General features: G+C 67.6%; 18 protein-coding genes and 1 tRNA gene. 6 read left to right on the top strand and 13 right to left on the bottom strand.

The features are described 5' to 3' along the window. Window positions 1-156: 156 nt before the first annotated feature. From ACTHNC_RS10185 to ACTHNC_RS10210, 6 genes are all read right to left on the bottom strand, one after another. The gene (locus ACTHNC_RS10185) at window positions 157-5,442 is read right to left on the bottom strand and encodes an Ig-like domain-containing protein (RefSeq protein WP_440294487.1); all 5,286 of its coding nucleotides are present in this window, start codon (window positions 5,440-5,442) and stop codon (window positions 157-159) included. Window positions 5,443-5,535: 93 nt separating this feature from the next. Further along, window positions 5,536-6,234, bottom strand: coding sequence for a hypothetical protein (locus ACTHNC_RS10190; RefSeq protein WP_440294488.1), 699 nt, complete (start codon window positions 6,232-6,234; stop codon window positions 5,536-5,538). Next, on the bottom strand, window positions 6,231-7,955 hold the full coding sequence (locus tag ACTHNC_RS10195) for a protein kinase domain-containing protein (protein WP_440294489.1): 1,725 nt from the start codon (window positions 7,953-7,955) through the stop codon (window positions 6,231-6,233). Before ACTHNC_RS10195 ends, ACTHNC_RS10190 begins: the two co-directional genes overlap by 4 nt. Beyond that, the gene (locus ACTHNC_RS10200; protein WP_440294490.1) at window positions 7,952-9,286 is read right to left on the bottom strand and encodes an FHA domain-containing protein; all 1,335 of its coding nucleotides are present in this window, start codon (window positions 9,284-9,286) and stop codon (window positions 7,952-7,954) included. The genes ACTHNC_RS10195 and ACTHNC_RS10200 overlap by 4 nt, the downstream gene beginning before the upstream one ends. 68 nt (window positions 9,287-9,354) lie before the next feature. Further along, window positions 9,355-10,170, bottom strand: coding sequence for a PP2C family protein-serine/threonine phosphatase (locus tag ACTHNC_RS10205; RefSeq protein WP_440294491.1), 816 nt, complete (start codon window positions 10,168-10,170; stop codon window positions 9,355-9,357). Next, window positions 10,136-11,233, bottom strand: coding sequence for a TerC family protein (locus ACTHNC_RS10210; protein ID WP_440294492.1), 1,098 nt, complete (start codon window positions 11,231-11,233; stop codon window positions 10,136-10,138). The genes ACTHNC_RS10205 and ACTHNC_RS10210 overlap by 35 nt, the downstream gene beginning before the upstream one ends. Before the next feature lie 268 nt (window positions 11,234-11,501). On the opposite strand from ACTHNC_RS10210, the gene ACTHNC_RS10215 reads away from it, so the two are divergent. Next, window positions 11,502-12,935, top strand: a complete 1,434-nt coding sequence (locus tag ACTHNC_RS10215; protein ID WP_440294493.1) for a lipase maturation factor family protein — start codon at window positions 11,502-11,504, stop codon at window positions 12,933-12,935. Between the two features lie 95 nt (window positions 12,936-13,030). On the opposite strand, the gene ACTHNC_RS10220 is transcribed toward ACTHNC_RS10215, so the two are convergent. The 3 genes from ACTHNC_RS10220 to ACTHNC_RS10230 all read right to left on the bottom strand — a co-directional run bounded on the left by ACTHNC_RS10220 (window position 13,031) and on the right by ACTHNC_RS10230 (window position 15,405). Further along, window positions 13,031-14,194 (bottom strand): AI-2E family transporter, encoded by a 1,164-nt coding sequence (locus ACTHNC_RS10220; protein ID WP_440294494.1) that lies wholly within the window; start codon window positions 14,192-14,194, stop codon window positions 13,031-13,033. 112 nt (window positions 14,195-14,306) lie between these two features. After that, window positions 14,307-14,379 (bottom strand) — tRNA-Glu (locus tag ACTHNC_RS10225). A 96-nt stretch (window positions 14,380-14,475) separates the two neighbouring features. Next, window positions 14,476-15,405, bottom strand: a complete 930-nt coding sequence (locus ACTHNC_RS10230) for a diacylglycerol kinase family protein (protein WP_440294495.1) — start codon at window positions 15,403-15,405, stop codon at window positions 14,476-14,478. Between the two features lie 75 nt (window positions 15,406-15,480). Here ACTHNC_RS10230 and ACTHNC_RS10235 point away from each other — a divergent pair, with 75 nt between their 5' ends. After that, window positions 15,481-16,119, top strand: coding sequence for an MBL fold metallo-hydrolase (locus tag ACTHNC_RS10235; protein ID WP_440294496.1), 639 nt, complete (start codon window positions 15,481-15,483; stop codon window positions 16,117-16,119). A 2-nt stretch (window positions 16,120-16,121) separates the two neighbouring features. Here the strand turns inward: ACTHNC_RS10235 and ACTHNC_RS10240 are convergent, their stop codons facing one another. After that, complete coding sequence (locus tag ACTHNC_RS10240) at window positions 16,122-16,763, bottom strand: DUF998 domain-containing protein (protein ID WP_440294497.1); 642 nt, start codon at window positions 16,761-16,763, stop codon at window positions 16,122-16,124. A gap of 246 nt (window positions 16,764-17,009) precedes the next feature. Between ACTHNC_RS10240 and ACTHNC_RS10245 the strand changes: the two genes are divergently transcribed. From ACTHNC_RS10245 to ACTHNC_RS10255, 3 genes are read left to right on the top strand one after another with little or no spacing between them, the layout of a single operon-like run. Then, window positions 17,010-17,777 (top strand): glucose 1-dehydrogenase, encoded by a 768-nt coding sequence (locus tag ACTHNC_RS10245; protein ID WP_440294498.1) that lies wholly within the window; start codon window positions 17,010-17,012, stop codon window positions 17,775-17,777. A 2-nt stretch (window positions 17,778-17,779) separates the two neighbouring features. Then, window positions 17,780-19,648 carry a glycoside hydrolase family 15 protein gene (locus ACTHNC_RS10250; protein WP_440294708.1) on the top strand — a complete coding sequence of 623 codons (1,869 nt, stop codon included), beginning with the start codon at window positions 17,780-17,782 and terminating at the stop codon, window positions 19,646-19,648. Next, window positions 19,645-20,997 (top strand): NAD(P)/FAD-dependent oxidoreductase, encoded by a 1,353-nt coding sequence (locus ACTHNC_RS10255; protein ID WP_440294499.1) that lies wholly within the window; start codon window positions 19,645-19,647, stop codon window positions 20,995-20,997. Before ACTHNC_RS10250 ends, ACTHNC_RS10255 begins: the two co-directional genes overlap by 4 nt. 7 nt (window positions 20,998-21,004) lie before the next feature. Here ACTHNC_RS10255 and ACTHNC_RS10260 read toward each other — a convergent pair whose 3' ends face one another. After that, complete coding sequence (locus tag ACTHNC_RS10260) at window positions 21,005-22,771, bottom strand: glycoside hydrolase family 3 protein (RefSeq protein ID WP_440294500.1); 1,767 nt, start codon at window positions 22,769-22,771, stop codon at window positions 21,005-21,007. Between the two features lie 39 nt (window positions 22,772-22,810). Beyond that, entirely contained in the window at window positions 22,811-24,070 is a 1,260-nt protein-coding gene (locus ACTHNC_RS10265; protein ID WP_440294501.1) for an MFS transporter, read from the bottom strand. Window positions 24,071-24,304: 234 nt separating this feature from the next. On the opposite strand from ACTHNC_RS10265, the gene ACTHNC_RS10270 reads away from it, so the two are divergent. Continuing rightward, window positions 24,305-24,940, top strand: a complete 636-nt coding sequence (locus ACTHNC_RS10270) for a TetR/AcrR family transcriptional regulator (RefSeq protein WP_440294502.1) — start codon at window positions 24,305-24,307, stop codon at window positions 24,938-24,940. Here ACTHNC_RS10270 and ACTHNC_RS10275 read toward each other — a convergent pair. After that, window positions 24,933-25,568 carry a histidine phosphatase family protein gene (locus ACTHNC_RS10275; protein ID WP_440294503.1) on the bottom strand — a complete coding sequence of 212 codons (636 nt, stop codon included), beginning with the start codon at window positions 25,566-25,568 and terminating at the stop codon, window positions 24,933-24,935. The two genes, ACTHNC_RS10270 and ACTHNC_RS10275, sit on opposite strands and share 8 nt — an antisense overlap. Window positions 25,569-25,846: the final 278 nt, after the last annotated feature.

Below are 25,846 nucleotides of genomic sequence, written 5' to 3' on the forward strand. Positions count from 1 at the left end.
CGTTCTCCCTGAATCCATCCTTGCGTTCACGACGAAGCGAAGCTCGCCTCTCGGCCCGAATCTGCTCCCCCAAGCCCGTACAAGCTAGCACACCCCCGGTCACGGGGAGAAACGGGATGTCTGCCCCTTGGAACGACTCCCGGGTCGGCATTACCGTCAGCCCCAGTTCTCGGTAGGGCTCGAGTACTTCCCCACGGTCACCCATACGCCCGGGTAGCCGCAGAAGGTGTCGTGGAGCATGTTCTGCGTGTTGAACGAGATGGATCCATTTCCGTCTGTCGTGTACGTGTCGGTTCGCAGCGCACCGTTGTTGCAATAGAGGGTGACCTGCTCGGGAGTGTTGGCTGGGAAGTTCTTCGCCGCGACGACGTAGTAGTAGCAGCGGCCCGAGTCACAACCGCTTCGCACCCCTGTCTGCGCACCCTTCGAGAGCGACACCGACGGCTGCGGTGGTGGCGGGTTGGGCACGTTCACCGTGTTGCTCTGCGGGGACCAGTCACCCCAGACACCACCCTGGTTCTGCGCACGCACCTGGACGTAGTAATCGCCCTGGCCGAGGCCGCCGGTCGACGCGCTGGTGCTGGTGGTCTGTCCGGTTCGCCCGTTGCTCAGTCTCCACTCATAGGTCTGCAGCGGGCCTCGCGCGTCCACGGATCCCCAGCTGAACGTAATGGTGCCGTTCGGGGAGTTGCCGCTCTCGCGCGCGGACGGCGCCCCGGGTGTGCCCGGGGTGCCCCAAGTGGTCACGGAATTGCTGGGCGGTGAGGTCGTGCTCGGGCCGTCCGAGTTCACGGCGTCGACGGTGAAGGTGTACGCCTTTCCGTTCGTGACGGAGATCGCGTAGGTGCCGAGGGACGTCACCGTCTTGACCTTCGAACCGTTCGCGAAGATGTCGTAGCTTGTGATCGGCCTCCCGTTGTCGGTTGGTGCGCGGCTCAGGGTGACCTTGATGCTGCTGTCGCCATCGGGGGCGGCACTCGGCGCCGAAGGCTGCGCCGGCACGTCGTGGATGGTCGCGTTCAGCTGGCCGATCGTGCCGGCGGTCCGCGCTGGATCCTTCGTCGCATCCTGCACGGTGTACTGCACGTTCACCGTGCCGATACCGGCTCCGCTGCCGGCGCTGACCGTGATCGAACTCGACGTGTACGTCACGGTCGCACCGCTGGGCCCGCTCACCTGCTTCGCGCTCGTGATCGTCAGCGGCTGTCCTGGAAACGGATTCACCCAGTACGTGTCGCCGGTCGCACCGGAGAGGGTCTTGCTCTCCCCTCGCTTCATGTCCATGGTCTGCGGCGGGTTCTTCTGCTGCGCAAGCGGCCGCGTCGAGCTCACCACGCGCACGTTGACGGATCCGTCTATGGAGACGGTCGGCGAGTTCACCTTGAAGTGGATCGTCGACGTCGTGCCCGGCTGCACTCCGAACGGTGCCGACAGTGACAGCGTCGACCCGCTCGGATTGGCCACGATCCCGCCTGACGCGCCGGAGAAGTCGGTGTACGTGATCTTGTTCAGGATCTGCGGGTTCGGGTGGTACGTGGATGCCCGCAGGTCGACGACCGTCGGGCTCTCGCCCGCCTGGATGGTGACGTTCGGCGGCGTGAACGTCGGCGGAACATCCGACTGATCGGGATTCCCGACCGTGATCGGGAGCACCAGCGAGGTGACGCGGTCCTGGGACGCGCCGGGTTCTCGCCCGTCGTCCACCTTGAACGTCACTGCGGCAGGACCGCGGTAATCCTTCTGCGCCGTGAACGTGATGGTCTGGTCATCGACGTAACCGGAGACGGTCGAATGCGTTGCGCTGACGCCACTGCGACCGGTGATCTTCGCGGGGCGCCCCGAAGGCACATCGATGATGTCGGACAGCTTCCACGTCTTCGTGCCGTTCATCGACACGATCTGCTGCGGAACCTTCACCTTCGGCGGCGCCGTGCCGTCCGACGACGGCGGCACCACGATGAACGCCTCGCCGGCGAGCCCGGTCGCCGGATCCGTCAGCGTGTACGCGATCGCCATCCGCGAGTGCTGGGGTTTGACCTCCACCTCGCCGCTCGACCCCACCGTCGCGTACTTCGCGTTGGGCCCTGTGACGGCGACCTTCAGCTTGTCCACGAGGTCTGACGGGTTGACGGCACCCTCGTAGACATCCACCTTGACCGAGCTCTTGCCCGCCACCTGATCTGGCTGCACGTCCTGATCGATCGCGGTCGGATAGACCGGCTTGGCGTCCTTGGTGACGATGACCTGTACGTAGGCGCTGTCCTGACCGCCCTGACCGTTGGTGATCGTGTAGCGGGCGACGTAGACGCCCTCCTTCTCCGGCGCCTGCACGAGCACGATCTGTCCGTGCACGGATGCCTTCAGCGCCGGGTCCACGTCGGTCAGCTTCTTCTCCACCGAGATCGTGTACCCGTTCGGGTCCGAGTCGTTGGCGAGAACGGGCACCGCGGCAGTGCGCCCCGGCTTGACCTGCACAGTGTCGTTGACGGCGACCGGGGGCTGCAGACTGGACGGCCGCGGGATCACACCGACCCGCACCGTGCCTGTCGCGCTCTTGCCGTACGTGTCCGTGACCTTGTACGTGAACGTGTCCGTGCCGCCGGAGCCCGGATACGCCTCGTAGATGAACGAGTTCGACGTCGAGCTCACAATGCGCCCGAGACTCGGCTGGCTGACGATGCCGTCGAGAGTGACCGAATCGCCGTCCGGGTCGATGCCGTCCAGCGGAACGGTGACAGGGATGCTCGAGCCGGCGAACGCGCGCACCGTCAGGGTCGATGGGTTCGGCGCCTGATCCTTGCCGTTCTTGCCCGTGACGATGAACGTCACCGTCGCCACTGCGGATTGCTGCCATTTGTCGCTGATCGAATACGACACCGAGTATTGACCGGGCGTGTTCGGGGCCTGATACCGCACCGTCTTGCCGCTGACGAACGCCGTGGCGCCCTGTCCTTCGTTCGAGGTGTCCTTCAGCTTGGGATCCAGGTTGAACGGCTCGTTGTCCGGCGAATAGTCGTTGTCCAGCACGCTCACCGTGGCGATGTCGCCGGCGCGCACCGTCGCCGTGTCATCTACCGCGACCGGCGGCTGATGCACGACGATCGGCGGGATGGGCACCACCGTGATGGTCGACGCCGCCTCCTTGACCCCGTCCGAGACCACGTAATTCAGCTGCACCTGGCTCGGCAGAACGGACGGCGACGTGATCTTCACGATCTGGTTGTCGAGAACCTGCACGTTGAGGTCGGCCGCGGCATCCGTCTTCGTCACCGTGCGCAGAGCGAGCACCCTGCCGGACGGCGACGAGTCGTTCGCCAGCGGATCCACCGTCGTGGTCTCCCCCGGTCGCACGTAGGCGACGTCCGCGACGGGTATCGGGCCGGCGTCGTTGCCGTTGTCGAGCACGTTGACGCGGATCAGGCCGGTGGTCGTCTTCGCACCCGCACCGAGCGTGTATTCCAGGTAGTACTCCCCCGGCGTGCTGGCCGTGACGGTCACGGTCTGCTTCTGGGGGTCGGTCACGATCGAGGGCTCTGCGGGGCCGCTGCTGAAGTTCGCGCCCACCAGGTTCAGCTCGTCTCCGGATGGCGACAGGTCGTTGTCAAGCGGGTTCACCACGATCGGCTGGCCGGCGAACCCGGAGCCGAAGTCCGGCGTGGCGATCGGATCGAGCGAGCCCTGCGCCTTCACAGTGACGAACAGCGAGCCGGTCGCGCTGGCCCGTCCGTCGGTGACGGTGTAGCGCACCTCCTTGACGCCCGTCTGGCCGTTCTTGCTGAGGAAGGTGATCTTGCCGTCCGGCTGGAACTGCACCTGGTCATCCGTCGTCGACTGCGCACCCGACAGCGAGATCTCATCGCCGTCAGGGTCGATCCAGTCGTTGAGCACGTCGTACGAGATCGACTGGCCCACCTCGACCTGCGCGTCGCTCTCCCGCTTCGACACTGGGGCCGCGTTCACGTTCGGCGGATGCACGGTCGCGTTCACCTGCGCGCTGGCCGTTCCGCCGCGCCCGTCGTCAATCGTGTACCGGAACGAGACGCTCCCGGTCACGTTCGCCGGCACGGTGAGCTGCACAGCTCGCCCGCCCTCGATGATGTCGAGGTGCCCCTCCGCTGCCGGCACCGGAGTGACCTGCGTGATGGTGAGCACGTCACCGTCCTGGTCGGTGTCGTTGTCGAGCACGGGCAGCACGGTCGACCGTCCGGCCCGCACACCGAAGTTGTCGTCGACAGCGACCGGCGGGTGGTTGATCTTCGTGCGGTGCGCCAGCGTGTCCTGGAACGACTGCAGCACGGGCTTCTCCTGCCCGGTGTTCCCGTTCACCTGCGAATCGTTCGGCTTCAACGTCGCCCAGTTCTGCACCAGAACCATGTGGCTCGAGACCACCCAGGCGTCGCCGTTGCGCAGGTTGTTCAGCGCGATCACGTCGTGGTTGACGCGGAACTCGAGGTCGTCCCCGCTGACCTGCTGCGCGATGTCGACGCCGACGGATGCCTTGCCGTCGCACGCATAGAGGTAGCGGGCCGCGCCCGCCCACGCTCCGTACGAACATCCGTTCAGCCAGACGGGTGCAGAGACCTGGTCGGCGCGGGGCACCGCATGCTGGATGCCCGCACCCACGATGTCGACGTGGCCGCCGTCGAGCGGCACCTTCATGAGCGCAGTGCCGGAGGCGACGAGCGCGTACGAGTTCGCCTCACCCGGCTGCTGCAGCTGCAGCCCCATCGACGGCAGGTTCACGGTCGCGCTCGTGCCGATCAGAACGCGGTTATGCACCGTGTCCAGCAGCACGGGCTGGTCGCCGACCGCCGACAGCTGGAACGAGCTCGGCACGGCGAGGTTCGACGAGGTGCCCTGCGCTCCCGGGTGGTCGAAGCGCACGAGCTCGTGCTTGCCGGGCGACGCACTGTAGGCCACGCCGCCCTTCGTCACGACCGTCTGCGTGCCCGAGCCGAGCTTCGCGGTCGGGGTCGTCTTCGACGGGTCGAACGCGAGCCGCGACGAGGCATCCAGAACCCACACCTTGCCGTCTGGCGAGGTGATCGCCACCGTGCTCGCCCCGTACGACACCTGCGATCCCGGCGGGATGCTCACCCGGTCGACGAGAGACACGAACGCCGGGTCGATGCGCTCCAGGGTGCCGTTCTTGGTGTCGGTGAGGAAGTATGCGGTGCCGTCCTGCAGCACGTTCAGGTCGCTGGATGCGCCGGTCACCGCGGCATCCAGCTGGTCGATCTGGTGGTTGAGACGACCGCCCATCAGCTTCTGGCCATTCGTGACCCATACGTCACGCGCATCGAGGTTGACGTCGTCGGTCGGGAAACCCTTGTGCAGAACGGCGAACGTGACGGGAACGGAGGCGACCAGCGCGATCGCGAGCGTGGACGCGACGACCTTATGCGAACGAATCCATGCCGCAAGGGGCGCCAGGACCGTCACCGCATCCCCCGCTTCCCTGCCAGCGTTCGCCCAGGTCGTCGCCCCCGGAGCGCGTAAAAGGTAACACACCCCTGTTTGCGGGACGAAGAATCGCTATCCGGATGCCTCGTCGCGGTCGAGCAGCGGAAGATCCTCGGCTGAAACCAGGTGGGTGGCGACCGCGTACTCCACCAGTCGGGTTCGTCTGCTGGTCGCCAGCTTGCCCGCGCCGCCGCGCAGCCCGGCAACGCCGAGCTTGTCCAGCTTGTCGCACACGTTGTCGAGCTTGCGGTTGAACGTGGTGAGCGACCAGCCGAGCCGTGCCGCGGCATCGGCGGACGTCGGCACCTCTGCTCTGCCGGGCACCTGTTGCCTGAGCACACCCTCAGCGAGCGCGACGATCAGCTGGCGCTGGCTCGTGGTGAGGGCGACCGGCAGGATCGTGGTCGATCCGCCGCTCTCCTGCAGGATGCGCGAGGTCGTGTAGAGGTCGTCGGCGTTCTGGATCGTGAAGTCGTACGTGGTCGGTCCTGCACTGAACATCACGTGCATGGTCTCGAACACGATGGGGAGGCGAGCGCCCGGTGCCAGCCATGCCTGCACTCCCCCTGTGCCGTCGGTGACGGTCGCGGTGAGCAGGGTTCCCACGTTCGCCAGCCACCACATGCCGTGCTCGTCGAACACGCGCAGGAAGCGCCGGTGCAGGTACGGGTTGTCGTCGAGCGTCAGGTCGGATTCGCGGCCGATCGTGAAGTCGCCTGGGCTGTCGACCCGGTACTCCTCGCCGCAGAACTCGATCGTCACGGACTTCATGACGAGCACGCCTTCAGCGGGTTCGGCGACGTGCGCCCGTCGCGCACGATGACCACGTCGATGCACACGCCCGAGCCTGGTGCGAGGCCGGTGACGGTCGCCTGCGGCTTGTCGGTGCTGGTCGGACCGTGCGTCGTTCCCTCCTCCTGCCACTGGTACTGGTCGCCCTGCTTCGGCTTGGGGTTCTTCCATGTGAAGGTGACGCTCGTGCCGTCGGCGCTGCGCGCGACAGTGCCAAGCGTGGGGTCGGGCACGGACGAGACGTTGATCTGCCCGTCGTCGCTGCCGGGGGCATCCGTGTGCGTGGTGCCGGGCGAGCCGTGCGGAATGAGCAGTGCTGCGGCCGTGATGCCGCCGGCGACCACCAGCACACAGGCTGCGGCGATGCCCGCGATCATGGCGGTGCGCCGGGGCACGGCCCGCGTATCCGTCTGTTGCTCGTCGGTCGTGACGGGCGTCTCGGTCGTGGCGGGTTCCGAGTTCTGCTCAGCCTGGGGTGCGACCGCGGGTGCTCGCCGGATGACCGTGTGTTCGCCGGGCCGGATGATGGTCGCGTCATTCGCGACCGGCGCTTGCGCCTGCACGGGCTGCACGTCGCGCAGTCGTGTGGAGTCCGCGCTCGGCGGCGACGAGACGCGAACCGGCACCGGCGGTGCGGGCTGGGGGCCACGGGCCGGCGAGCTCGGGCGCGGCGCGGGAGGCTGGGCGACGACCGTGGCCACCTGGCGAACTCTCGTCTCATCGGCCGGGTCGGCGCCGTCCGTATCCGGCCGTGAGGATGCCACGGCGAGGTTCGGCACTTCGATGCCGGTCGGCGAGTATCCGAGTTCGAGCTCGACACGCTGCAGCGCCCTGGCGAAGTCGACGGGGGACGCGAAGCGATCCTCCCGGCGCGACGCCATGCCCTTGGCGAGCACCGCGACCAGCGTGCGCGGGGCATCCGGCCGGTTCAAGGGAGTGATCGCGCCGCGCTCGATGCGGCCGATCAGGTCGAGCGTGCCGTTGGACCGCCCGGGGACCTCGAACGGAGTGTGCCCGGCCAGCAACGTGTAGATGGTCGCGGCGAGCGAGAACACGTCGCTGCGCACGTCGGGCTTCGGGTCGTCCTCGAACATCTCCGGCGGCGACCACGGCACGGACAGCCCGACGGACTGCCGCGACGTGGTGTCGCTGGCACCCGTGCTCGGCAGCCGCGAGAGCGTCGTGGTGGTGTGGATGGGCAGCTCGTCCTCGAGCGTCGATGAGATGCCGAAGTCGGTCAGCGCCGGCCAGCCGAAGTCGTTCGTCAGCACGTTCGCGGGCTTGATGTCGCGGTGCAGGATGCCCGCCGCATGCGCCGTTGCGACCGCCCCGGCCACTCGCACACCGATGCGCAGTGCGTCTTCGACGCCGAACCGCTCACGCTTGTACCGCTCACCGAGCGACGGCCCCGAGCAGTACTCCATGACGAAGTACGGGCGGTCGTCCTGAGAGACGTCGGCGTGGTAGATCGTGACGATGTACGGATGCGCCGAAAGCTGAGCCATCACATTCGCCTCGGCGACGAAGTGGGCGCGAGACTGCTGGTCGAGCTGATCGGTGAGCAGCACCTTCACGGCGACCTTGCGCCGCGGCAGCTTCTGCTCGTAGAGGAACACGTCGGAGAAGCCGCCCGAACCGAGCAACCGCTCGTAGCTATAGCCGGGCAGCTCGGGCGCCTCGGATGCGACGCGCCTGCTCATGCCGGCACGACGCCCAGCGTGACTCCGCTGCCGAGGTCGATCACCGTGCCCGCGATCACCGACGTGGGTTCGCCCGCCCGCAGCTTCTGCGGCGTTTTGCCGGGCAGCGCGATCATGGTTCCGTTCCTGGAGTGCAGGTCGGTCACCACCACGGTTCCGCCTTCGACCGTGAGCTGCACGTGGTTGCGCGAGATGTCGTGCTCGGCACTGTCGACGGTCACGAGGCGCGGCACTCTGCCGCCGCCCATCTTGCTCACGCTCGGAGCACGGCCGACGACGACCATGCCGTCGATCGGCTCCGTGCGTCCGTCGGGCAGCCGAAGCGTGAAGCCGCCGTCATCGGCGGAACCGGCGGGCTCCGGCTCGGGCTGCGCTTCTGCGCGGGCCGGAGCGGATGCCACAGCGTCGCGCATCGCCTTGAGGTCGCCGCTCAGCACGGTGAGGCCGTCGTGGTCGCCGAGCATGGGCGGTTCGGGAGCGGATGCCGCCGTGGTAGCCGGCGGAAGCGGAGGGATCACGGTCGGCGCGGGCTCTGCAGCGACCTCTGCATCCTCGGCCTCCGGCCGGGCGGCCGCATCCTCCACGCTGCGCATCATGGTCGCGCCGAAGAGGTGGTCGTACGCGGTGGTCTCATTCGGCACCTGGGCAGTGGATGCCTGCGGCCCCGCGGCCTCCTGCGGCGAAGCGGCCTCCTGCGGCGCGGGCACCTCCGCGGTGGGGGCGGGCTCGGCGGCCGGAGTGGGCTGGGCAGCCGGCTCAGCGGCATCCTCGCCGGCGACCGTGACCTCGAGGTCGGCGATCGTGCGGTCGAGGTCCTCCATCGGCGCTGCCTGCCCCCGCTTCGCCGAACTCCGTGACACATCTCCGGAGGAGCCCGCGGCGCTGCCGAACGACACCGCGCTCACCCATGCGGCACCCTCCACGAGCGGCAAGGCCGGACCTGCGGCCGGGTGCGCCGGAACGCACTCCACGCGGAACCCGCGTACACCGCTCACCAGCCGCTCCACCCAGGTCGAGACGCCGTTCGCCGTGATGTCCTCGCTGGCGTTCGCGGTCTCCACGACGACTCCGGCGCCGCCCCGCACGATGAAGCGCCCGTGGAACGCATCGCCCGACTCCTCCCACTCGGCGAGCACGAAGTCCGGCACCGAGGTGAGACCGTTGCGGGCGAGGTCGTCGAGCACGCGACGGATGCCGTCTGGGTCGCTGAGCGCGGCCCACAGTCGCGCGGCGAACGCGGCATCGGGCTCGGGATGGTGCACCACGGCGAGGCGTCCGGGTATCACGGCGGCGAGCCAGCCGCCGGGGGCTGTGGGTTCGGCTGTGATCACGTTGGTCATCCTTCGATCTTCGTCGTGAGAGTTCATGTCGCTCGGGTCGGTCGCTTCGGAGTCGTCGTTCAGACGCGCGGGCGGGTGTCCTCGAGGTACTGGCGTTGCTCGGGTCGAGAGTCGGTGTCCTGGTCGGCTTCCGCCGGGGTCGGCCACGACGAGACGATCACCGCCGTCACGTTGTCGCGTCCGCCTGCAGCGATCGCGGCGTCCGTGAGCACGTCGGCGAGGCGTTGATCATGCGGGTTCTCACGCAGGATCGCGGCGATCTCCTCGTCCGCCAGCTCCTTGCTGAGGCCGTCGGAGCAGATCAGGAACGTCTGCTCTCCCCCGGCGGGCAGCATCCACACGTCCACGTCGACGTCGTCGGATGCGCCGAGCGCCCTGGTGATGACGTTGCGTTCGGGATGCCCGCCAGCCTCGGCGGGGCTGATCACGCCCGCGTCGAGCAGTTCCTGCACCGCGGAGTGGTCGACGCTCAACTGTGTGAGGCGCGCGCCGTCCCAGCTGTACACGCGGGAGTCGCCGATGTTGACGATCATCCAGTAGCGGGCACCGTTGTCGCTGCCGTCCACCGCCACGATTCCGGCCAGGGTCGTACCGGCCACCGCGATGCCCGATGCGTCGACGGTCGAGAGGGAGCGAACCGATTCGTTGGCCGCGGCGATCGCGTCGAGCACGTCGTTGGGCGTCACGGACGCGCCCTCAGGGATCCGCTCGCCCATGACGCGCACGGCGGTGCTGCTCGCGAGGTCCCCCCGCGCGTGTCCGCCCATGCCGTCGGCCACGATGAACAGCGGATCGCGTGCCAGCACGGCGTCTTCGTTGACCGCGCGCACCGCACCCGCGTCAGTGCGAGCGCTCACCGCCAGCGTCAGCTTCACCGAACGCGTTCTCCTGCCTTGTACTCTCGTGCTCTCCCACACGACGCGCCGATCCGACCTCCGGACCGCTCGCCTCCCGAGCGCTCGCAGACCGGCGATCTACCCACATCTTGGTCAGACTTGCCATGGTAGCCACAAGCATGGCGAGGGCGATGAATCCGAGCGACGCCCAGGTGCCGATCTCCGGCGCCCACTCGACCGGATGCCCGCCGTTGATGAAGGGCACCTCGTTCTGGTGCAGCGCGTGGAAGACGAGCTTGACGCCGATGAAGACGAGGATCGCGGCGATGCCGTACTTGAGGTACACGAGGCGCTGCACGAGGTGTCCGAGCAGGAAGTAGAGCTGCCTGAGGCCCATCAGGGCGAAGACGTTCGCCGCGAACACCAGGAACGGGCTGGTGGTGATGCCGAAGATCGCCGGAATGGAGTCGAGCGCGAACAGCAGGTCGGTGGTGCCCAGCGCCAGGATCACGAGGATCATCGGCGTGAAGAGCCGCTTGCCGTCGACCGTGATCCGCAGCTTCGCGCCGTTGAACTCGTCGTGTACCCGCAGGTGCTTGCGGGCGAAACGCACGAAGCCGGAATCCTCGTCGCCCTCGTGCTCCGGATGGCCGAACGCCTGCGTGTATGCCGTGTAGAGCAGGAAGGCCCCGAAGAGGTAGAAGATCCAGCTGAAGTTGTCGATGAGTCCCGCACCGACCACGATGAACACCGCTCGCAGCACGAGGGCGATGAGGATGCCGACCATCAGTGCTTCCTGCTGGTAGCGCACCGGAACGGCGAACCTGGCCATGATCACGATGAACACGAACAGGTTGTCGATGCTCAGGCTGTACTCGGTGAGCCAGCCGGCCAGGAACTGCCCGGCGTGTTCCGAGTCGCCCATCCAGAACAGCAGCAGGGCGAAGATCACCGCCAACGCGGAGTAGAAGCCGATCCAGATGGCCGCCTCGGCGGGCTTCGGAACGTGCGGGCGCTTGAGCGCCAGCAGCAGGTCGGCGGCGAGAATGAGGCAGAGCACGACGATCGACGTGATCTCGAACCAGAGCGGGAGCGCGGTCATGCGGGTCTGAGCCAAGCTTTCGGAGGTCTCGTCACGACGCGGGTACGCGATCGCGACGAGAGTCTCTCCCGCGCCTGAAACGCTGCACGCCCGGAGCCCTCGTGTCGATGTTCTTCCAACACAGGATGCTCGTGATGACGAACGTACGCACGGCCGATAACGCGGCCGCTGGGATACTCCCCCTCGCGCATCCCATGGTACCCGACGACCCTGCACCCCTGGCGACCCCTGGGCGAGAGCGCCGCGCGCGCCTAACGTGGGGAAACGTATGGGCTGGTTCGACGCGACGGAGTATGAGCTGGCGCGGCAGGTGCTCGAGAGGGGCATCGCCGCGGTCTACCTCGTCGCGTTCCTTTCGACGCTCTCCCAGTTCCCAGTGCTGCTGGGCGAGCATGGCCTGCAGCCGGCGCCCACGTTCATCCGTCGCATGGGCGACCGGCTTTCGCCGACCCTGTTCCGGTGGCGGTATTCCGACCGGCTTCTGCGGTGGGTGGCGGGCATCGGCGCACTGGTCGCGGCATCCCTCGTCGCCGGGCTGCCCCAGCTGGCACCGTCGTGGGCGCCGATGGTCGCGTTCCTGCTCATCTGGCTCGGCTATCTCTCGATCGTCGACATCGGCCAGACGTTCTACTCGTTCGGATGGGAGAGCCTTCTGCTCGAGGCCGGCTTCGCCGCGGCGTTCCTCGGCGCGAACGATCAGGCGCCGCCGTGGGTGATGATCGTCTTCTTCCGCTGGCTCGTGTTCCGGCTCGAGTTCGGCGCCGGCATGATCAAGATCCGCGGCGACCGCTCGTGGCGCGATCTCACTGCGTTGAACTACCACCACGAGACGCAGCCGATGCCCGGCCCGTTCAGCTGGTTCTTCCACCACCTGCCCGGCTGGGCGCACCGGGTGGAGGTGCTGGGCACCCACTTCGCGCAGCTGATCGTGCCGTTCTTCCTCTTCGCCCCGCAGCCGGTGGCGAGCATCGCGGCCGCGATCGTGATCCTCACCCAGCTGTGGCTCGTGGCATCCGGCAACTTCGCGTGGCTCAATGTGCTGACGATCATCCTGGCATTCGCCGCAATCTCCGATCCCGTCGCCCACTTCGTGATCCCGGCGATGCCTGCACACACCGACCACCTGGTGACACCCATCTGGTTCTTCGTGATCATCTGCGTCGTCGGACTGCTGCTTCTCTGGCTGAGCTGGTGGCCGCTGAAGAACCTGTTCTCGCGGCATCAGCTGATGAACGCCAGCTTCAACAGGTGGCACCTGGTGAACGCGTACGGCGCGTTCGGCTCGGTGACGAAGGAGCGGTACGAGGTGGTCGTCGAGGCCACCGACTCCACCGATCGCGCTACGGCCGTCTGGCGCGAGTACGAGTTCAAGGGAAAGCCCGGCGATCCGCACTACTGGCCCCGACAGTTCGCCCCGTACCACCTGAGGCTCGATTGGCTGATGTGGTTCCTCGCACTCGGCTCGCGTGGCGAGAGCTGGTTCTATCCGCTGTTGCAGAAGCTGCTCGAGGCAGACCCCGCGACGTTGCGGATGCTCCGCAAGGCTCCTTTCGGCACGGAGCGCCCGGCGATGGTGCGAGCATCCCTATACCTCTACCGGTTCTCCAGCTGGAAAGAGCTCCGCCGCGACCACGTGTGGTGGGTGCGCGAACGGGTGGCCGAGCTCGTGCCGCCGGTGACGCTGACCGGCCCTCGGCGCTGACGGGCTCGCCCCAGCGCGTGGAGTCTGGAGAATTGTGGACGCTTCATGTCGCGTGAGGCCCGCCAAGAGCGACCACAAGCGTCCACTAGTGACGGCTAGTCGCCGCCGGGCGGCTCCGTGACCTCGCTCTCGTGGTGCGGTGCCGTCTCGGTCTCGCCGTGCTCGTCGATCGGTGCTGGGCGATCGTGCGAGTGCAGCATGGCGGTGATCATCGCGTTGGCGACCGCGAGGAACGGCACGGCGAAGAGCGCTCCCGGCACTCCGGCCAGCCCGGTGCCGGCGGCGACGCCGACGACGACCGCGAGCGGATGCACCTTCACCGCACCGCCGACCAGCAGCGGCTGCATCACGTGCGCCTCCAGCAGGTGCACGCCGAGCACGCCGGCCAGCATGATGACCGCCTGAATCGGTCCGCCGAAGACGAGAGCGATCGCAACGGCGACGATGCCGGAGACGATCGCACCGATCACGGGGATGAAGGATGCCAGCAGCACGATCACCGCGATCGGCACCGCCAGCGGCAGCCCGAGAAAGAACGCGACGAGGCCGATGCCGACCGCGTTCACGATGGCGACCAGGATCTGCACCCGCACGAAGCTGGTCAGTGTGCGCCAACCCGCCTCGCCCGCCGCGGTAAGGCCGGGCTTCGCCGACCTCGGGAAGATCCGCACGATCCAGTTCCAGATGCCTCGACCGTCGATGAGCATGAAGATGGTCGCGAACAGCGCGATCAACGATCCGGTGAGCACGTGTCCGGTCGCTGTCCCCACCTTGAGCGCCCCACCGAGGATCGTCGCCGAGTCCTTCTGCAGGAAGGCTCCGGCCTGTGAGAGGTAGCCGGCGAGCTGGTGGTCGCTGATGCTGAACGGCGGCTGCCTGAGGGCATCCCGCACCCGGTTGTACGCAGCCACCGACTCCCGTTCGAGCTGTGGAAGCCCAACGCGCACCTGCCAGACGATGAGGAGCACGAGCCCGCCGAGGATCGCCGCCAGGGCGACCAGACACACGACGATCGCGAGCCACTTCGGCCACCGGTGCTGCCGGAGCGTTCCGACCGTCGGTGCGACGAGCGCGCACACGAGGAGTGCCACCATGAGCGGCACCACGATGTCCTGGAAGACGACGACGAGGTAGACGACCACCCCGGCCAGGGCGACGATGACGAGCAACCGCCACGCCCACTCGGATGCCAGCCGAACGCCGCGGGGAAGGCTCCCGCTCACGCGACCGGACCCGCCATGCCCCTCGACCTCATGCATCCGCCACTCCCCCTCTGCTGCGCCGCGACCCGTGACCGCAGGCGGGCGATGCTACCGCACAGACACGAAACCCGGTTCCCCTCGAGTGAAGGGAACCGGGTTTCGTGATGTGTGACCCCAGCGGGATTTGAACCCGCGTTACCGCCGTGAGAGGGCGACGTCCTAGGCCGCTAAACGATGGGGCCGTTCGTGCCGGAAAGGCAACTCATCGAGTATGCCATACGGCTCGATGCGCGCTCAAATCGTCCCGCTCGCGCTCGTACCGACCCGGCCCGGCCGTTCTACGCATACAGGAGGAGCGCGCCCGGCGCGACCGATACCTCCACAGGCAGCGGTCCAATTCGCTCTCCGTCGGCGTAGGCGACGATGCCCTCCGCGTCGACGGAGACGGTGCGGGCGCGCGTGATGTGCACCTCGGGCAATGCTGTGTGCTCGCCGCGGAACACGCGAGGGAACACGCGCAGGAAGCGGTGTCTGGGCATCCGGTCGACCACGAACAGGTCCAACAGTCCGTCGTCGACCTCGGCATCCGGAACGATCTTCATGCCGCCTCCGATCGAGCGCCCGTTGGCCACCGAGACGAGCATCGCCTCCGTCGTCGTCGCAAGGCCGTCCACAACGATGCGGTACCTCGCCGGCCGGAACGACAGCAGCTCCCGCACCATCGCGATCGTGTAGCGATGGGCGCCTCGCGGTCTCGCCATGCGATTGGCACGCTCGTTGACGACGGCGTCGAAACCGGCGGAGAGCACACACGCGAACCAGGTCGTCAACGCTCCGTGACGCACGCGGCCGAGGTCGATGCGGCGAGGCCCATCGGCAAGCGCCTTCTGCAGGGCGGCGATCGAGGCATCCGTGTCGTCGACGGGCAGGCCGAGCGTTCTGGCCATGTCGTTGCCCGTTCCGCTGGCCACGATCCCGAGCCCGACGTCGGTCTCCGCCACGATGTTCACGCCCAGGCTCACCATGCCGTCGCCGCCGACGACGACGAGCACGTCCGCACCACCCTCCTCGATGACCCGCGACGTCTCCCGTCGGAGCAACTCGTAGTTCGGCTGGGCGAGCACGACGACCTCGTGACCGGATGCCTGCAGCGCTGCGACGACGGCCGGTCCGGCTCCGCGCCTTCGGCCAAACGACGCCTGCGGGTTGATCGCAACAGCGATGCGTTGCACTGCAGGCAGTGCAACGCTGCCCGGCTGCGCGCTCATAGCCCCCGATTATGTCGGACTCCAGCCCCGGATCCGTCCCCGCGGGCCGAGAGTACGGGGACCAGAATGGGGTGCATGAAACTCACGAAGCTCGAGCACGCGGCGCTCATCCTCGAAGACGACGGCGCCAGGCTGTTCGTGGATCCCGGATCGTTCACGACGCCGATCACCGACGCCATCGGCACGGTGGCCGTGGTCATCACGCACGAGCACGCCGACCACTGGACGCCGGAGCAGCTGAGGCGCATCCTCGATCAGAGTCCGGACGCCGTCATCCTCGCGCCGGAGGGTGTTGCGAAGGCCGCCTCGGACTTCTCCGTGCGCGTGGTGCACGCGGGCGACACGGTCGAGGTCGAGCCGTTCACGCTGCGGTTCTTCGGCGGAAAGCACGCGGTCATCCACTCCTCCATCCCGGTGGTGGACAACGTCGGTGTGATCGTGAACGACAAGCTGGTGTACCCGGGCGACTCGTTCGCCGCGCCGGACCTCTCCGAGATCGACGTGCTCGCCGTGCCGTCCTCGGCGCCGTGGCTGAAGGCCTCCGAGTTCATCGACTACGTGCTGGGACTCAAGCCCAAGCACTCGTTCTCCACGCACGAGATGGTGAACTCGGTCATCGGCAAGCAGATGGCGGATGCCCGCATCCAATGGGCGACGGAGCAGGGCGGCGGCCGCTACCTCGGCCTGCAGCCCGGCGACACGTACGAGATCTGAGCTCAGCGCTCGAGCGGGTGCGTGGCCGCAACGGCCCACGCTGTCCACACCAGCTGGCTGAGCAGGAACAGGCGCTCCACCATGCCGGATGCCTGCCAAGCCACGGCGCCACCGAGTGCGAGCAAGAACACGATGCCGAGTGAGGCGACGACCAGCAGACCGACCGCCGAGCCTTGAGAGGCGGCCTGCCGCCGGATGACCGCGAACGACATGGCGAGCGTCGCTATCGCCACCGCGACGAATCCGATGAACGCCAGCGCGAGGTGAACGGGTCCGCTCGGCACTCGCGGCAGCCCGGCGACATCCGTCGGAAAGAACGCGAGCAGTGCCGACGCCACGGCCCAGATGCCGAACAGCGCGGTGATCCAGGTTCGAGCGACTCCACGTCTGACGAGCACGATCAGCGCGAGCGCCGACAGCACGCCGCGAATGACGAAGTTCACGTCCATGAGCCACGCGAACCGGCCGCGACCGTAGTCGCTTTCGAAGTCGCTCACGATGCTGTAGTCAGGCCGCAGGATGCCGAGAGCGACGTCGATCAGCACGTAGACGACGACCAGCGCGATCGTGATGACCACCAGGACGCGCTCGCGCGATCGGACCGCGACGTTCATCCCCATGAGTCCTCCCGTCATCGTGATCATCACACCCTTGGCGTATCCCGAACACGGTCAGAGCGGATCGGAGACCCGCGTCTGTCTGAAGCCTCAGGGAGCGGCGGCATCGCCGTCCGTGCCCTGCGTCCAGCGGATCCGCTCCCCATATCACTCATCGATCGGCTGCGCACAGGATTGCGGCGACGGCCGTGAAGTGGTCGAGTCGAAGGGTTCCATCGCGAACATCGCGTTCCTCGCGAACGCCGAAGAGACGGATTGGACGGAAGCGATCAGATGCAACTGAAAGACAAGACCGCCATTGTCACGGGCGGCAACAGCGGAATCGGCGAGGCCATCGTCAAGGTGCTCGCACGGGAGGGCGCGAGCGTCGTGATCGACTACGTGGCCCGGCCGGACGACACCGCCGACCTCGTCAAAGACATCACCTCGGCCGGTGGCAAGGCGATCGGCGTCGAGGCGGATGTCTCGAAGCCGTCCGACATCCAGTCGCTCATCGATGCCGCCGTTCGGGAGTTCGGGCGGCTCGACATCATGGTCAACAACGCGGGCATCGAGAAGCGGCACAGCCTGATCGAGTCCGACGAGGACGCGTTCGACACCGTCATGGCCGTCGACATGAAGAGCGCGTTCTTCGGCACTCAGCTCGCCGCGAAGCAGTTCATCGCCCAGGGCGGTGGCGGGGTGGTCGTGAACATCTCGTCCGTGCACGAGGACTGGCCGATGCCTGGCAACATCGCGTACTGCGTGGCCAAGGGCGGCATGCGGATGCTCACCCGAACGGCCGGCGTCGAGCTCGGCCCCCAGGGCGTGCGCGTGGTGAACGTGGCGCCGGGTGCCGTGGCGACGCCGATCAACACTCAGACGCTGAACGATCCGGAGCAGCGCAAAAAGCTGGAAGACGCCATCCCTCTCGGCAAGGTGGCCGATCCCTCGGAGATCGGCGACGCCGTGCTCTTCGTCGCCTCGGACGCCGGCCGGTACCTCACCGCGACGACGGTGTTCGTCGACGGCGGCATCATGCAGTCGAGCGTCGGCCTGTGACGATGGCCGCCGCCAAGGAGGACACAGCGAAGAAGACCACCGCGCCGAAGGAGGAGTCCGCCCGGATCGAGGACTACGCGATCATCGGCGATCTGCACACCGCAGCCCTGGTGTGTGTCGACGGATCGATCGACTGGCTGTGCCTCCCCCGCTTCGACTCCCCCTCGTGCTTCGGAAAGCTGGTCGGCACCTCCGACAACGGCTTCTGGCGCATCGCTCCCGAGGGCGCCGGTCGCTCCACCCGTCGCAGGTACCGGCCGGACACGCTCATCCTCGAGACCGAGTGGGACACCGAGGACGGCAGGGTTCGCGTGACGGACTTCATGCCGATCCGCGACGACGTCGCCGATCTCGTGCGCGTCGTCGAGGGTCTCAGCGGGTCGGTTCGCATGCGGTCGGAGCTGGCGCTCCGCTTCGACTACGGGCACGTCGTGCCATGGGTGACGCGCAACGAGCGGGGCATCCGGGCGGTCGCCGGGCCCGACGCGGTGACGATCAGCACCCCCGCTCCGCTGAAGGGGCGAGACATGCGGACCGTGAGCGAGTTCACGGTCGACGAGGGCGAGCGCATCCCGTTCGTCATGACCTGGAACCCGAGCCACCTGCGCCCGCCCGTGCCGGTGGATGCCCTCAACGCCCTGGAGTCGACCGACGGCTACTGGGACACCTGGTCGCGCGCCAGCAAGGTGCACGGCCCCTACGCCGAAGCGCTGCAACGCTCGCTCATCACGCTCAAGGCGCTCACCTACGTTCCGACCGGCGGCATCGTCGCAGCCGCCACGACGTCACTGCCCGAGCAACTCGGCGGCCCGCGCAACTGGGACTACCGCTACTGCTGGTTGCGCGACGCGACGCTGGCGCTGCAGTCCCTGCTCACCGCCGGGTATACGAGCGAGGCCAAGGCATGGCGCGACTGGCTGTTGCGTGCGGTCGCAGGCGACCCCTCGAAGCTTCAGATCATGTACGGGCTGAACGGTCGGCGCAGGCTGCCCGAGGAGACCTTGGACTGGCTCAGCGGCTACGCCCACTCGAGGCCGGTTCGCGTCGGGAATGCGGCCGCCGATCAGCTGCAGCTGGATGTCTGGGGTGAGGTGCTCGACGGACTCGCGCTCACCCGCGCCACCCTGCGGACCGGCGACGACGCCTCCTGGAACCTTCAGTGCGCCCTGATCGAGCACGTGCAGAAGATCTGGCAGGAGCCCGACAACGGCCTCTGGGAGATGCGCGGCCCGCGCAGGCACTTCACGCAGTCGAAGCTCATGGTGTGGGTCGGCGCGGACCGCATGGTGCGGGCGAGCGAGAAGTTCAACCTCAAGGGTCCGGTCGACAAGTGGAAGCGGTTTCGTGCCGAGGTGCGCAAAGACATCCTCACAAACGGATACGACGCCGAGAAGAACACCTTCGTGCAGTCCTACGGGAGCACCGATCTGGATGCCTCGCTGCTGCAGATCCCGCGCGTCGGCTTCCTGCCTGGCGACGACCCCCGTGTGATCGGCACGATCGAGGCGATCCAGCGCGAGCTGACCGAGGACGGCTTCGTACTGCGTTACCGGCCGCAGGCATCCGACGACGGACTGCCGGGCGGTGAGGGCGTCTTTCTGGCGTGCTCATTCTGGCTCGTCGACGCGCTGATCGGAGCCGGCCGCAAAGACGAGGCGACCGAACTCTTCGAGCGTCTCCTCACGCTGCGCAACGACGTCGGCCTGCTCAGCGAGGAATGGGACACGAAGAACAACCGCCAGCTGGGCAACACACCGCAGGCCTTCAGCCACTTCGCGCTCGTGCGCAGCGGCTTCCATCTTCTCGCCGACGAATCGCCCACCAGTGACCGCCCCATGTCCATTCCGTCGAACGGAGGTCGGAACCGATGACAGACCAGGCACACATCCTCATCCTTGGCGGGGGCTACGCCGGCTTCCACGTCGCCAGAGGGCTGCGTCACGCGGTGAAGGCGGGGCGCGTGCGCGTCACGGTGGTGGAGCCGCAGCCGTATCTCACCTACAAGCCGCTGCTCCCCGAGGTCGCAGGCGGCGAAACGCAGCCGCGCGACGCCACGGTGACGCTGCAGGGCGCGCTGAAGCACGCCACCGTGATCGCGGGCGAGGCGATGGCGGTCGACCTGGATGCCTGCACCGCGGTCGTACACACCGAGGACGGCGTCGAGCGCCCCCTCTCGTACGACCACGTGGTGTTCGCGCTCGGCTCGATCACGAAGGCACTGCCCATTCCAGGGCTCGACGAGCAAGGCGTCGGTTTCGGCACGCTGGAAGAAGCGGTGTACCTGCGCAATCACGTGCTGGATCGCATCCGTTTCGCCGCGACCACGAGAGACGACGCCGAACGCGAGAGGGCGCTCACCTTCGTCTTCATCGGCGGCGGGTACACCGGCGTCGAGGCGATTGCGGAGCTCCACGAACTCGCGAGGCAGGAGGTCGCCACCTACCCATCTCTAGCCATGCACGACATGACCTGGCTGCTCGTGGAGGCAGCGGACCGGATCGCGGCGGAGGTCGGGAAGCCCCTGTCGCAGTGGACCCTGAAGACGCTGCGGCAGCGAGGTATCCGCGTGCTTCTGAAGACGGAGATGAAGAGCTGCGAGGACGGCGTCGTGCAGCTCAGCGACGGCAGCACGCATCCCTCCGACACAATCGTGTGGTCCGCCGGTGTCACGCCGAGCCCCATGATCGAGCGGTTCGGCGTGCCCACCGGCCCGAAGGGGCACGCGCAGGCGAACGAGTGTCTGCAGGTGGTGCGCGACGACGGTTCCGTCGTGAAGGGTGCCTGGGCGGTCGGCGACAATGCTCAGGTGCCGAAGCCGAGTTCGGGTTCGAAGCCCTCGTACTATCCGCCGAACGCGCAGAACGCCCTGCGGCAGGCGAACCTGCTCGCGCACAACCTGCTCGGTGCGCTGCTGGATGAACCGCCGATGCCGTACCGCCACGAATCCCTCGGCACGCTGGCCAGCTACGGCAGGCACCAGGGGGCCGCGGTCATCAAGGGGGTTCAGCTCAGCGGATGGCCGGCGTGGGCGGTCGACAAGGTGTACCACGCGCTCGCGATGCCCAGCATGAGCCGGCGGATCCGTCTCGTCGCGGGATGGCTCGCCAATATCCTGGCGAGCCGCGACCTCACGTCGACATCAGCGGTGCTTACGCCTCGCCGCCCGTTCCACGAGGCGATGGCGGCCGCGAAGGCTCATGCGAAGGCGAAGGCTTCGTGATGCCCCTTCAGTAGCGCAGGCCGTGACCGAACCGGAACACCGGGTCGGCGGTGTCGAACGGCACGTCGGAACGGCTGGCGAGCACCGCCTCCATCGAGCGCGGCAGATCGAACGGCAGCGATCCCTGCGGGGACCGTTCGCCGAACAGCACACGCAGCACCGCGGCATCCGACGCGCCGTAGTCGGCGAGCAGAGCGGCCGCCACTGTCTCCAGTCCGCCCAGCACGGCCGGCCGGTCGAGGTAGATGTCGATGACCGTAGGCACGGTGCCCGCGATCGTCTTCATCCGCGCCAGTTCCTCGGCGGGCCACTCCAGTGAACCGGAGTGGAACAGGTCGGAGAAACCGCCCTTGCCGCCCTCGTACGGGGCCTTGATGCGCAGGATGGCGGCATCCGCCTCCTCCGGTGTCTCCACGACCGTCGCGTAATCGGCGAGCGCTTCCGCGTGCACGCCCTCTGCGTAGACCTTGATGCCGCGGGTCAGCGGCAGCACGGCCCCGGTGTTGGTCAGCAGCGTGAGCGAGTCGCTCTGGGCATCCAGTCCCTCGGCCACGAAGTCGGCGAGGCCGACGACGGCTTCGGCGTGGTCCTCGTCGACGAACGGGTCGTCGAAGAGGCCGAGCGCGAACTTCTCCCGAAGCAGTCGTCGCACCGAGACGTCGAGGCGCTCCTCGGTGACGCTGCCCTCCGCAACGAGGTCGAGCAGCACGTCCGTGCACAGCTCTCCGCCGAACTGGTCGACACCGGCGTCCAGTGCCTTCAGCATGCGCTCCGGGCGGCTCAGCTGCTCGACTCCCCACGCCCTCGCGGGCATGGCGGTGCCCATCACGGTGGCGTCGGTGAGCAGGCCCCAGTCGGTGCAGACGATGCCCTGGAACCCGAGTTCGTCGCGCAGCAGGTCGGTGATGACGGACTTGTTGAAGCCGAAACCGACCTCCTCCCAGTCCGTGCCGACAGGCATCCCGTAGTACGGCATCATCTGGGTGGCGCCCGCGCCGATCGCGGCGACGAACGGCTTCAGGTGGTAGTCCCGCGCGTCGCCCGGATACACCTGCTCTCGGCCCCACTCGAAGTGCGGGTCTTCCCCGTCCTTCTGCGGGCCACCGCCCGGGAAGTGCTTCACCATCGTGGCCACCGACTCCGGGCCGAGGCTCTCGCCCTGGAATCCCCGGATGTAGCCGACGACGAGGCGCGAGGTGAGATCGGCGTCCTCGCCGAAGGTGCCGCTGATCCGGGACCAGCGCGGCTCGGTGGCCAGATCGATCTGCGGGTGCAGGGCCACACGCAGGCCCACGGCCAGGTACTCCTGCCTTGCGATGTCGGCGAAACGCTCCAGGCGCTCCGGGGAACCGATCGCCGCGAAGCCGAGCGTCTCCGGCCACTGCGAGAACGGGCCGGACAGGATGGACGTGAACGGATTGTCGCTGAAGGTGTGGCGCGGGTCGGTCGAGAACGTGATCGGAATGCCCAAAGGCGACTCGAGCGCAATCCGCTGCACCGCGTTGTGCCAGGCCGCGAACTCCCGCCCGTCGGGCGCAGCGCCCAGCAGGTTGAAGTGGTTCATGCGGCGGTTGCGCACCATCGCCACCGCCGACGGCAGTCCGAAGACCGGGTTGCCGACGGCGGGGTCGCCGAACGACACCATGGTGTGGAACAGCATTCCGGCCTTGTCGGCTACGTCCATGCGGGCGAGCAGATCCTCCACCCGCTGCTCGATCGACAGCGACGCGTCCTGATACGGAAAGCGCACGTCGCGCAGGGTTTCGTTCGTCATGTCACTCCTCTTCGGGTCGATTCGGGCGAGTATTCGGCCTCACTTGCTGGCCTTGATGAACCAGACGCAGAACGCGCCGAGGATGCTCAGCGCGATGCCGATGGGGAAGAGCGCGCCGTAACCGAACCCGAGCACGATCGCGCCGGCGATGCCGGGTGCCAGGGTCTGCGGCAGCGTGGCGGCGATGTTCACGACGCCGAGGTCCTTCGCGAACGACTTCGCCGAGGGCAACACCTGGCTCATCAGCGCGGTGTCGACGGCCTGGAACATCCCGAATCCGAGTCCCATCACGAGAGTCATGATCATCCACGAGGTGAAGGTCGGCCACACCCAGGGCAGAACCAGGGCTGCAGCCATGACGATGGACGAGCCGAACACGAACGGCTTGCGGCGCCCGATCTTGTCGGAGAGCGGTCCGGAGACGACGGTCGCGACGATGGTGCCCACGATGCTGATGATGCCGAGCAGCGGGATGACGTCCTGCGGCTTCGCGACGTGCAGGTAATCGGTGAGGATGAACAGCTGAAATCCCGTGACGCCGAAGTACCCCGTGTAGAGCAGGAGGCGACCGGAGAACGCCCAGAAGAAGTCAGGATGCTTGACCGGGTTCACCCAGAAGGTGCGAAGGAAGTCGCCGAAGCTGAACGACTCGTTGCGCATGTTGGTGCTCGAGTAATCCGGGTTGAACACGACGAACAGAACGAGCATCGCGAGCGCGAAGACGGCGAACACGACGTAACCGGCCGCGATGCTGTTGAAGAAGAGCGAGCCGATGATCTGGCCGCCGAGTGCGCCGACCATGAGGCCGATGCCGGAGAGTGCGGCGAACGTTCCCCGGCGCGCGAGCGGCACCCGATCGGGAAGCACGGCGCTCAGCGGGCCCTGCGCGAAGTTGTAGGTGATCTGCACGAGCGTCCACGCGATCGCGACGCCGACCAGGGTGTTCGCGAACGCCAGTCCCACCAGCGAGAGTCCGCCGGCCAGGGCGCCGAGCACGATCCACGGCGCGCGACGACCGAACCGGGAACGCGTGCGGTCCGAGATCTGACCCGCGGCGGGCTGCGCGATCATCGCCGCGAAGGCTCCGATCGTGGCCACGATCGTGAAGTTCGCCACCTTGTCGGAGGCGTTCATGACCGTGAGCTGCTGCGGCAGGAGGATGCCGGGCACGGAACCCCAGATGAGGAAGATGCCGAAGTTGGCCGGGATGATCCAGCCGAGCAGTCGCCCCACGCCCTTGATGGGCGCCGGCGGGTCGTCGCTGCCATCGGCGACGGCGATGAAGGTGGTCTCCGTCATCGTCGGTCCTGAGGGCGACATGGGGTCTGACGACATTGTCATGGCGTGTCCTTGGTCGAAGCGGGCGGGATGCCCGTGGGTCGGGTCCCGGCGACCGGCATCCGTGCGCGGCCGAGGACACGCTAACACGACAAACCGGCACTCTTGCCGGTTTTCTCGGAAAAATCTGCAAAAGTGCCGGTTTCTTGAGTGTGTGCTGCCGTCGAGCGGTCGCGCGACGGCACAATGGTGGGGATGACATCCACCGAGCAGGGCTATGCCAGCGGTCGCGCGCGCCGCGAGAAGATCATCGCCGTCGCCACGGCGCTCTTCGGGCGCGTGGGGTTCAACGGCGCCACGATGCTCGAGATCGCGGCCGAATGCGGCATCTCCCGCGCAGGGCTCTCGCACCACTTCCCCACCAAGGAATCGCTGCTCGAGGCCGTGCTCGCCACCCGCGACCGGGAAGACCTGGAGCGGTTCCGTCGCAACGGGTCGGCTGGAACCGACGGTCTCGGCATCCTGCGCGGCATGGTCGACCTCGCGGCGCACAACACCGAGGTGCCCGGCATCATCGGCCTCTACGCGGTGCTCTCGGCCGAGGCAGGCGACCCGTCGCATCCTGCGCATCAGTACTTCATCGAGCGGTACGAGCGCATCCGCAAGGGCACCGCACGTGCGCTTCGTCGCGCCCAGGACGCCGGCTACCTCGACGACGACACGGACATCGACGACACCGCTATCGAGCTCACCGCCCTGATGGACGGTCTGCAGGTGCAGTGGCTGCTGGATCCGGCATCCGTCGACATGCCCGCCGTGGTGCGCCGCCGCATCGAGCAGGTGCTCACGGTGCCGCTGTTCGACGCCGACGAGACCCGGGCCGCTAGCTGAAGTCGGTTCGCGGGTCGGGCGGGCAGTTCCAGCGCAGGATCGCCTGCCGCTCGTGCTCGTACCCGAGCTCGCAGACGCTTCCGGTGTCGAGCCGGATCACGGCGCCGGCGGTGACCGGCAGACCCGCCCAGGTGACGGCCAGCATCCGCAGGAAGTGCCCGTGCGAGACCAGCAGAACGTCGTCGCCGTTCAGCAGGCTCGGCGTGCACTTGTCGATCACGCTCTGAGCGCGTGCCTGAACCTGCTCGGCGGTCTCCCCCGGCGTCTGGCCGGGGATGACGCCGTCGTGCCACAGGTCCCACGGTCGGCCGTCGCGGGAGGCGACGATCTGCGGGGTCGTGATGCCCTCGTATCCGCCGTAGTCCCACTCGACGAGGTCGTCGTCGACGGTGGGATGCGCGTAGCCGGCGAGCGCGGAGGTGCGGCGGGAGCGCGCCCGTGGGCTGCACAGCACGAGGGCGAAGTGGTGTCCGCGCAGCATGGACCCCTGGTCGCGCGCCTGCTGCTCACCGCGTTCGGTGAGCGTGAGGTCGGTGACGCCGGTGTGCCGGCCGACGCGGCTCCACGGCGTCTCGCCGTGCCGGATCAGCACGAGTCGTCCGTTGCGATCGGTCTCGCCGTCAGACATGCGTCCTCCCGATGCTCGCGGTGTGTTCCCACCTTGTCAGATCCGGCCCGACGCGACCACGAACCCACTCCGCGCCGCTTGTCGCTACAGCTTCCGGCAATCGCTACACGAAAAGTCTGTAGCGGATGCCGATAGGTGTAGCGCGAGCGGATTCAGCCGGTCGACATCCACCCTCCGCTATTCTCGTTCTCGTCCGGTTCGCCGCCTCGTGCTCACCCAGGCGGATCTTGAGCCGGTGCTCGAAAAAGGGGCACTTGAGCCGCGCCAGTCGGCGAGAC

The organism is Humibacter sp. (assembly GCF_051954055.1).
Lineage (GTDB): Bacteria > Actinomycetota > Actinomycetes > Actinomycetales > Microbacteriaceae > Humibacter.